The organism is Bradyrhizobium sp. 31Argb, from assembly GCF_043638955.1.
Lineage (GTDB): Bacteria > Pseudomonadota > Alphaproteobacteria > Rhizobiales > Xanthobacteraceae > Bradyrhizobium.
In genome coordinates this window covers 1-9108 of the sequence record NZ_JBEGDB010000308.1, presented here as the reverse complement: position 1 = coordinate 9108, position 9108 = coordinate 1, and the positions used below count along the sequence as shown (strand labels likewise).

Annotated in this window: 9 protein-coding genes; all 9 read left to right on the top strand. The window is 62.5% G+C overall.

What is annotated here, in order from left to right; translation table 11 throughout:
• The first annotated feature begins 112 nt into the window (after positions 1-112).
• Complete coding sequence (locus AAFX91_RS35415) at positions 113-1174, top strand: PDR/VanB family oxidoreductase (protein ID WP_245475772.1); 1062 nt, start codon at positions 113-115, stop codon at positions 1172-1174.
• Positions 1175-1209: 35 nt separating this feature from the next.
• Entirely contained in the window at positions 1210-2433 is a 1224-nt protein-coding gene (locus AAFX91_RS35410) for an ABC transporter substrate-binding protein (RefSeq protein WP_130577762.1), read from the top strand.
• A gap of 84 nt (positions 2434-2517) precedes the next feature.
• Positions 2518-3807: a CaiB/BaiF CoA transferase family protein gene (locus AAFX91_RS35405; protein WP_394569633.1), complete on the top strand. Its 1290-nt coding sequence runs from the start codon at positions 2518-2520 to the stop codon at positions 3805-3807.
• A complete protein-coding gene (locus AAFX91_RS35400; RefSeq protein ID WP_130577764.1) occupies positions 3804-4994 on the top strand; it encodes an acetyl-CoA acetyltransferase in 1191 nt (396 codons plus the stop codon). The genes AAFX91_RS35405 and AAFX91_RS35400 overlap by 4 nt, the downstream gene beginning before the upstream one ends.
• A complete protein-coding gene (locus AAFX91_RS35395) occupies positions 4991-5458 on the top strand; it encodes a Zn-ribbon domain-containing OB-fold protein (protein WP_394569632.1) in 468 nt (155 codons plus the stop codon). The genes AAFX91_RS35400 and AAFX91_RS35395 overlap by 4 nt, the downstream gene beginning before the upstream one ends.
• A 333-nt stretch (positions 5459-5791) precedes the next feature.
• Positions 5792-7033: an ABC transporter substrate-binding protein gene (locus AAFX91_RS35390; protein ID WP_165421023.1), complete on the top strand. Its 1242-nt coding sequence runs from the start codon at positions 5792-5794 to the stop codon at positions 7031-7033.
• A 26-nt stretch (positions 7034-7059) separates the two neighbouring features.
• Complete coding sequence (locus AAFX91_RS35385; RefSeq protein WP_394569631.1) at positions 7060-7959, top strand: NAD(P)-dependent oxidoreductase; 900 nt, start codon at positions 7060-7062, stop codon at positions 7957-7959.
• 56 nt (positions 7960-8015) lie between these two features.
• Positions 8016-8858 carry an ABC transporter ATP-binding protein gene (locus AAFX91_RS35380; protein ID WP_394569630.1) on the top strand — a complete coding sequence of 281 codons (843 nt, stop codon included), beginning with the start codon at positions 8016-8018 and terminating at the stop codon, positions 8856-8858.
• Positions 8830-9108, top strand: a 279-nt coding sequence (locus AAFX91_RS35375; protein ID WP_394569629.1) for an ATP-binding cassette domain-containing protein, incomplete at its 3' end; no start/stop codon positions are given. The genes AAFX91_RS35380 and AAFX91_RS35375, both read left to right, overlap by 29 nt.

Sequence of the window (9108 nt, the reverse complement as noted above, 5' to 3'; positions counted from 1 at the left end):
ACGCAACCTCGGACCGGCCGACAGTCGGAGCTACATCCGTCAAGCGAAAGTAACATCCTCAGGTGAGGCAATACGTGCGGGCGAAGTTGGGCGCCGATTTCGGATACAAGCTGTGAGCGCGTCCGCTCTCGCGAAGATCGACGATCGGGCATGGGAGGAGCCGGCGCTCGATGGCGCTGCCTCCATTGCCTCCGGAGGACAATCGAAGCCGATGGCCGAGAACATGATGCAAGTCCGCGTCAAACGGATCAGCTACGAGGCCGAGCGCATCAATTCATACGCATTGGTCGCTCCAGGCGGCGACGATCTCATTGCGTTCACGGCCGGCTCCCACATCGATCTCCATCTCGCCAACGGAATGATCCGCAGCTATTCGCTCGTCAACGATTCTCGCGAGCGACACCGCTATGTCGTTGCCGTCAACAAGGACGCCGCAAGTCGGGGCGGCTCCAGTTTCATCCATGACACCGTCCGGGCGGGAGACATCATCACGATCTCGCACCCGAGGAACAACTTCGTCCTTGAGGAGAATGCGACGCATTCGGTGCTGATCGCAGGCGGCATCGGAATCACGCCGCTGCTGTCGATGATCCGCCGGCTCCAGACACTCGGTCGCTCCTGGAAGTTGTTCTATGCAGCAAGGACGCGTTCCGCTGCGGCATTCATCGATGAACTGCATGCGCTGCGACCCGACATTCATCGCAACCTTCACGTGAATTTCGACCAGGAGCCGGCGGGGTGCATGCTCGACCTCGCCGAGATCGTCAAAAACGCGCCGGCGGACGCGCATCTGTATTGCTGCGGCCCGGTGTCGATGCTCGAGGCGTTCGAAGCGGCAACAGCTGACAGGCCAGCCGGCCAGGTTCATGTCGAATACTTCAAGGCGAAGGAAAAGCCGGCCGTCGAGGGCGGGTTCGAGGTCAGGCTCGCGCGGAGCGGACTAACGATCACTGTTCAGTCGGGACAGACGATCCTGCAGGCGCTGCTGGATGCGGGAATAACGGCGAACTATGCCTGTTCTGAAGGTGTCTGCGGCACCTGCGAGACCCGCGTCATCGAGGGGATTCCGGATCACCGCGATCAGTTTCTCAGCAACGAGGAGCGAGCGGCAAACAAGACAATCATGATCTGCTGCTCCGGCTCCAAATCATCGACGCTCGTCCTGGATCTTTGAGCGTACGTTACGACAATCAGAAATTGGTACATGACATGAGAAGCCTGCCGTATTCCCTGGGACTGTCCCTCCTCGCGCTCTGCGTTTCCTGGAGCGCGTCGGCGCAGACGCCGCGGTCGATGAAGATCGGCGTCCTCAACGATGCCTCCGGTCCTTACTCCGACAACGCCGGCCCAGGATCGGTGACGGCTGCGAAAATGGCTGCCGAGGATTTCATGAAGCAGCATCCCGACTTCAAGGTCGAGATCGTTTCGGCGGATCACCAGAACAAGGCCGACGTCGGCGCCGGTATCGCTCGGCGATGGATCGATCAGGACAAGGTGGACGCGGTTGCCGACGTGCCGAACTCGGCCGTGGGCCTCGCCGTGAACGAGGTCGTCCGCGGCACCAGGGCGGCGCTGATCGCGTCAAGCGCCGCTTCGTCCGATCTTACCGGACAATATTGTTCGCCCAACACGATCCAGTGGACCTTCGACAGTTGGGCCGCCGCGCACACCATCGGCGACTACCTTGTGCATCACGGCGGCAAGAAATGGTATTTCATCGCGACCGACAATGCGCTTGGCAAATCCATGGTTCGCGATGGAACGTCGGTGATCAAGTCGGGCGGCGGCACCGTCGTCGGCTCCGTCAATGTTCCCATCGACAACGCCGATTATGCGTCCTTCATTCTGCAGGCGGATGGCTCCGGCGCCGAGGTGATCTCCTTCGCCACCGCCGGTGGCGACACGATCAATCTGATCAAGCAGTCGTCGGAGTTCGGGCTGAAGCAGAACGGGCGTACCTTCGCGGCGCTGCTCACCACGACGAATGACGTCGAGTCGAGCGGCCTTTCGGTGGCGCAGGGGCTCATCATCACCCAGCCGTTCTATTGGGATCTGAACGATGCCAGTCGGGCCTGGTCGGCCCGGTTCGGCGAACGGCAGCACGGGCATTCGCCCACCGCATTCCACGCCGGCGTCTACTCGTCCATACGCGCCTATTTGAATGCAGCTCTGGCTGCAGGAACGAATGACGCCCAGGCGATCATCCAGGAGATGAAGCGCGAGCCGATCGACGACGATCTGTTCGGGCCCGTCGTCGTCCGTCCGGACGGGCGCGCCATCCACAACATGTACATCTTCCGCGTCAAATCGCCCACAGCATCGAAGAGCAAATGGGATCTCCTGGAGCAGGTCGGCGTGCTCACCGGGCCCGAAGCGTTTCGGCCGCTCGATGAAGGCGGATGTTCGCTGCTCCAGCAGGCAAGGAACAACTGACGGACCATCTGCAGCCGCCGCGGGCATTCACGGAAGGCGGCGCCGATCTCGGATATCTGAACGACAAACCGATAGGGGTGAAAGATGCTGGATCAGCTGGAAGCGGAATTTCCGGAACATGCGCCTCGTCGCTCCGATGCGCCAAAAGCGCTGGATGGAATTCGGGTGATCGATTTCTCGCACTTCATCGCCGGTCCCCTCGCCACGATGATTCTCGCCGACATGGGCGCGGAGGTCATCAAGATCGAGGCGCCGGAGAAGGGCGACGATCTTCGCCGTTATCCGCCCTTGCATCCCGATCTCAGGCACGGCGCTCCGTTTCTCTGGACCAACCGCAACAAGCGCAGCGTCGCGGTCGACCTGAAGTCGGCGGAAGGCCTCAAGGTTGTGCGTGAACTGATTGCCACGGCGGACGTCGTCGTCGAGAATTTCTCGACCGGCGTGATGAAGCGACTGGGCCTCGACTACGACAATTGCCGCAGAATCAAACCTGACATCATCTATTGTTCGGTGTCGGCCTATGGCCGGGACGGCGCCTTTGCCGATCGGCTCGGTTTCGATCCGATCGCGCAGGTCGAGAGCGGGTTCGTGTCCATGAACGGCTATGCCGATCGCGAAGGCGTGCGCGCCTTGTCGCCGGTCATGGATATCTCTACGGCGATGATGGCCTCCAATGCGATCCTCGGCGCGGTGGTCGCGCGCCAGCGCAGCGGTGTCGGGCAAGCCATCGAGGTGTCCCTGTTCGACACCGCGGTGCTGATGACGGGTTACGCCACGCTGCAACATCTGTTCAGCGGCGCTGATACACAGCGGCACGGCAACACGTCTCCCGATACCTGCCCGTCGGGCGTGTTCCAGGCGCAAGACCGCTCCTTCTATATCAACTGCGGCAACGACAAGATCTTTCAGCGGCTGATGGCGCAGGTGATCGGCCGCGCCGACATGGCCACGGCCGAAATCTACGCGACCGGCCCCGAACGCATCCGCTGGCGCGACGAATTGTTCGCGATCCTTGGTGAAGCGTTCGCGCAGCAGCCATGGTCGTACTGGCAATCGCGGATGCGGGCGGCGGGCGTGCCCTGCGGGCAGGTGCGCAGCATCGGCGAGGCCATTCGTTCTCCGGAAGCGCGGGAGCGTGCGATCGTGACACGCATCCCGCATCCCACGGTCGGATGGGTGCCGAATGTGAGCCTGCCGATCCGATATTCTGAAACCCCGGTCGTGGATCCCGTCGTTGCGCCGGCCGTGGGCCAGCACACGGAGGAAGTTCTGCGCGAGGTGCTCGGCTACGACGACGCGCGGCTGGCACGCCTTGCGGAAGAGGGCGGGCTTGGCGCTCGTCGCCAGCCGGCGTCGGCGGACAAGCGGGCATGAGCGGGCGGAGCGATCGTACGCTCAGGGGCCGCGTTGCCGTCATCGGGATCGGCGAGACCGAGTATTATCGGCACGGCGCCTCGCCGGACGCGGAATTCAAGCTCGCGCTGAAGGCGATCCTCGCCGCCTGCAATGATGCCAGGCTCGATCCGCGCGACATCGACGGCTTCGCCTCGTACAGCGACGACCGCAGCGATGCGTCGCGGCTTGCCGCCGCGCTCGGCACGCATAGGCTGCGCACTGCGACGATGCAGTGGGGCGGAGGCGGTGGAGGGTGCTGCGCGGCGGTGGCGAATGCGGCGGCTTCGATCGTGGCCGGTCTCGCCGATTGCGTGGTCGTGTTCCGATCGCTGGCGCAGGGCCAGTACGGCCGCTTCGGGCAGACCACGGGCATCGATAACATCTCGGGCGAGAAAGCCTACCTGATGCCGTATGGCGTGCTCGCGCCGCCGCAGCGCTTCGCCATGCGGGTGCGCCGCTTTATGCATGACCATGGCGTGCGGCAGGAAGCCCTTCGCGCGATTGCGCTGGCGTCCTATCACCATGCGCAGGCGAACCCGCGCGCGGTCATGCATGGCAAGCCGCTTGATCCGGCGAAATACGATGCTTCGCGCTGGATCGTGGAGCCCTTTCATCTCTACGATTGCTGCATGGAGAATGACGGTGCGGCGGCGCTCGTGCTCGTGCCCGAGGAGCGCGCGAAGGACTTCCGCCAGAAGCCGGTCTACGTGCTCGGTGCAGCCGTCGGATCGGGGCATCGCACGGGTGCGATTCCGCACAATTCGCCGCTCTATGCCAGTGCCAGCTTCGATACGGTGGCGCTCGACCTTTACCGGATGGCTGGCCTCGGCCCATCCGATATCGGCGTGGTCCAGAGCTACGAGAACTTCACCGGCGGGGTCGTGATGGCATTGGCGGAGCATGGCTTCTTCAGGCCGGAGGAGGCGAACGACTTTTTCACCCTCGAGAACCTGATCGCGCCCTCCGGCCGGCTGCCGCTCAACACCAGCGGCGGCAATCTCGCCGAATGCTACATGCATGGTTTCGGGCTTGTGCTCGAGGCCGTGCGCCAGGTGCGCGGCACATCGTCAAACCAGGTCGCACGGAATGATGTGGCAATGGTCATCGGTGGCCCGATGGTGACGCCGGTCAGCAATCTTCTTCTCGGCTCGAGTGCAACGTTATGAGCAGCAGCGCAAGCGCGACCTATCTTCCGAAAGGCCTGCCGATTCCGGTGGCCGAGCCCGATGGCTTGTCGGCGCCTTACTGGGCAGGCTTGTGGCAAAACCGGCTTTTGGTGCAGCGCTGCAGCCATTGCCAAACCTGGCAATTCGGACCGGAATGGATTTGTCATCGCTGCCACGCCTTCGATCCCGAGTGGGTCGAGGTCGAGCCGCGCGGCCGTATCTTCAGTTGGGAGCGTGTGTGGCATCCTTCGCATGCGGCGCTCAACCAGCATGGTCCGTACCTCGTCGTGCTCGTGGAGATTCCGCAGGCCGGCGGCGTCCGCATGGTGGGCAACGTGCTAGGTGATCCCCTGCAGGAAGTCTTGATCGGAGCGGATGCTAAAGGCGTGTTCGAGCATCATCCGGATTCCGATCCGCCATACTCGTTGCTGCAGTGGCACGTGGTCGATGCGGTCAGGTCGTAATTGATGTGTCTGCGGATCGCCATCGCCAACGGAGTCGAATAAAGTTCCTCTGATTACGACGACTGCGGTCCCGCCGCACGATAGGAGTGTCATCGCTGACGTTCCTCAGTCGCGACTGAAGAAGATGCTGACGCCCGAACAAATGACCTTCGTCGGATTGGCGCGTCCGGATCACGTCGCAGCGCAATATCCTTAGGCGCTTTATAAATATATATATCTTGATCCAAAAAATACTTCGTGTCTTAATTCGCGCTAAGGGTGCGCAGCATCCAAAAAATATCAGGGAGGAAGACGATGTCGCACGCGCGGCCACGCGATGCGTGGGGTTGTCTGTTGTCGTTAGCGTTGGGGGTGGGTGCAGCCACCATCGTCACACCGGCGCACGCAGAGAATGGCATTACTGACACTGAAATTGTGATCGGCATCTCGGCCGCATTGTCCGGCCCGAATGCGGGTTACGGCGCGATCGCCCGCGGCACGGAAGCGTGCTTCAATTACCTCAATGCTGAGCAAGGCGGCGTCAAGTTCGGCGACGGCAAGACGCGCAAGATTCGGCTTGAGATCTTGGATGATGCGATGGAGCCCGCGCGTGCGGTGCAGAACGCGCGTCGGCTGGTGAGCCAGTCCAAGGTGTTCGCGGTCGTCGGCAATGTCGGCACCGGCGCCAATCTTGGATCGCGGCCGTACTATAATGCCGAGCATGTGCCGCAGATGTTCATCGCAACGGGCGGCCCGATGTTCGGCGCAAAGTCCGAGGTCGAAAAGAACCCTTGGACCATGGCCGCGTGGCTCGCCTATAACACCGAAGCCGCCATCTACGCGGCGTTCATCAAGCAGAAATTCCCGGACGCCAAGATCGCGCTGCTCAACGATGACAGCGGCGGTCCGTTCTTTGCCGATGCGTTCCTGAAGTCGGCCAAGGAGCTTGGCCTCAACATCGTCGCTCGCGAAGAACACACCTATAGCGAACCGACGATCAACGCGAAGATCAGCCGACTTGCCGCTTCGGGCGCCGATCTGTTCGTCGACGCCACCACGCCAAAATTCGTCGTGCAGGCTCTCAAGCAGATGGCGGCGATCAACTGGAGGCCGGTGCACATCATCTGGGGTGTCGGATCGAGCATCGGTGGCGTGTTCGAGCCGGCCGGCGTCGAGACCGCCAAGGGCGTCTACAGCGGCCAGTGGATGAAGGACCAGACCAACCCGGCCTATGCCAACGACGAAGACATGAAGCTCTACGTCGCCAAGCTCAAGCAATATGGCGGCTCGCTCAATCCCGCCGACCAAAACGCGGCGGCCGGCTGGTACGCCTGCCACGCGACCAAGGGGCTGTTCGAGCGGATGGAGCAGCCGACCCGCGAGGCCTTCATGAAGGCAGCCCGCAGCATGAAGAACCAGAAGGAGCCGCTGATGCTCGACGGCATCACGCTGAACACCAATGGTGCCGAAGACGGCTACCCGATCGAGTCCGTGCAGATATCCCAGTTCGACGGCGTGAAGTTCGTGCCGGTCGGTCCTGTCCTCAATTACGAGGGCAAGACGCCGCTCTACGAGCCGCCAGCCAAGTCGCAATGACACGTCGTAACGAGGAGACAACGTCCATGACCAACAACACATTCAAGACCATCGGATTCATCGGGCTGGGCGCCATGGGCAGCCAGATGGTGAAGCATCTGAAGGGGATTGCGGACATTCTCGTCTACGATACCGATGCGGCCCGTGCGGCCGAGGCCGCAAAGGCAAGCGGCGGCCGGATCGTCGACGGTGTGAGCGGCATGAGCTCGGCTGATGCAGTGATCCTCATGCTGCCGACAAGCGCGATCGTCGACCAGGTGCTGCACGGCGCCGATGGCGGCAAGGGCCTGCTCGATTATCTGCCCGCCGGCTCCATGGTGATCGACATGAGCTCGTCCGCGCCGACCAATTCGGTCGCGAACGCGGAGATCGCCGCCAAGAAGGGCGTCCACTTCATCGACGCGCCGGTCTCCGGCGGCGTCAAAGGGGTGGAAGCCGCAAGCCTGGCGATCATGGTCGGAGGTGCGCAGGCTGATTTCGATCGGGCGCTGCCGGTGCTGCAGAAGATGGGCGCCAAGGTCTTCCTGGTCGGCAAGGTCGGATCGGGCCACGCGGTCAAAGCGCTGAACAACTTGCTCGCCGCCACGGCCTTCGCCGCCACCAGCGAAGTCTTTGCGGTCGGCGCCAAGTTCGGCCTTGATCCGACGACGATGCTCAAAGCGATCGATGCGTCGTCCGGCCAGAGCTTTCAGACCACCCATGTCTGGCAGAAGGCGGTCATCGACCGCACCTTCCAGTTCGGCTTCGCACTCGCTTTGATGGAGAAGGATGTCCGCGTGGCAATGTCGCTGTTCGACGCGATGGGATCCGATGCCCAGCTCTCGCGCACGGTGGCCGCGATCTGGACCAAGGCGCTGGCGAGCGCGGCGCCCGGCTCGGACATGACAGTCGTCGCCAAACAGGCTGAAGCTGCACTCGGCCTGTAACGCCCGGGATTGTCGAGGCAACTCTCTTTAGCCCTCACCGTGGGGACGAAGATCACATGAACGGCTCAACGGCTCATCTGTCCCCGCGGAAGGCGCCGGCTGCGACGGCGCCGCCGAAGCTGGCGGTGGACAATCTGTCGCTCAGGTTCGGCGGCCTCGTTGCGATCAATGCGCTATCGTTCCAGGTCGGGCGGGACGTCATCTGCGGCCTGATCGGCCCCAATGGCGCCGGCAAGACCAGTTTGTTCAACTGCGTCAGCCGGCTCTACGATCCGACGGACGGCAGGATCACCTTCGACGGGACTGACATCACACGCTATCGGTCCAAGGACATCGCGAAACTCGGCATCGCTCGCACCTTCCAGAATCTGGCGCTGATGAAATCGCTAACGGTTCTGCAGAATGTGATGCTCGGAGGCTATCACCACGGTCGCACCTCGCTCTTGCGCGCGCCGTTCGTGCCGGTGTCGCTTCGGTCCGAAGAAGCCGCCCAGCGCCGCGCGGCGATGGAGTTGCTGGCGCGCCTGCAGCTCGATCACCTGCACGATGAACGCATCGACAGCTTGCCTTATCCGACGCTCAAGCGGGTCGAGCTTGCCCGCGCGCTGGCGTCTCGTCCCTCGCTCTTGATGCTCGACGAGCCGGCCGGCGGGCTGTCGCACTCGGAGGTCGATGAACTCGCCCACACGCTGGTCCGGGTGCGCGACGAATTCAGCCTGACCTTGCTGCTGGTCGAGCATCACATGGGCATGGTGATGAGCGTCTCGGACGACATCATCGTGTTGGACTTCGGCAACAAGATCGCCGAAGGCAAGCCGGCCGACGTCAAGGCAGACCCCCGCGTCATCCAGGCCTATTTGGGGAAACAGCGTGAGCGTTCTCGAGATCAAGGGCGTTAGCGCCGGCTACGGGCGCATTCCGGTGCTGCACGACGTTTCGCTCGCGGTCGGCGAAAAGAGTATCGCCGTGCTGCTCGGCGCCAACGGTGCAGGCAAAACGACGACGCTGCGCGCCGTCAGCGGTATGGTCAAATATACCGGGCAGATCTTGCTGGATGGCAAGGACCTGAAGGGGCTAGTGGTTCATCACAGTGATTTTGACGTTTTGATACCGAGCCATTCGAGGATCGGCAAGTTTTCGGGTGGCAGG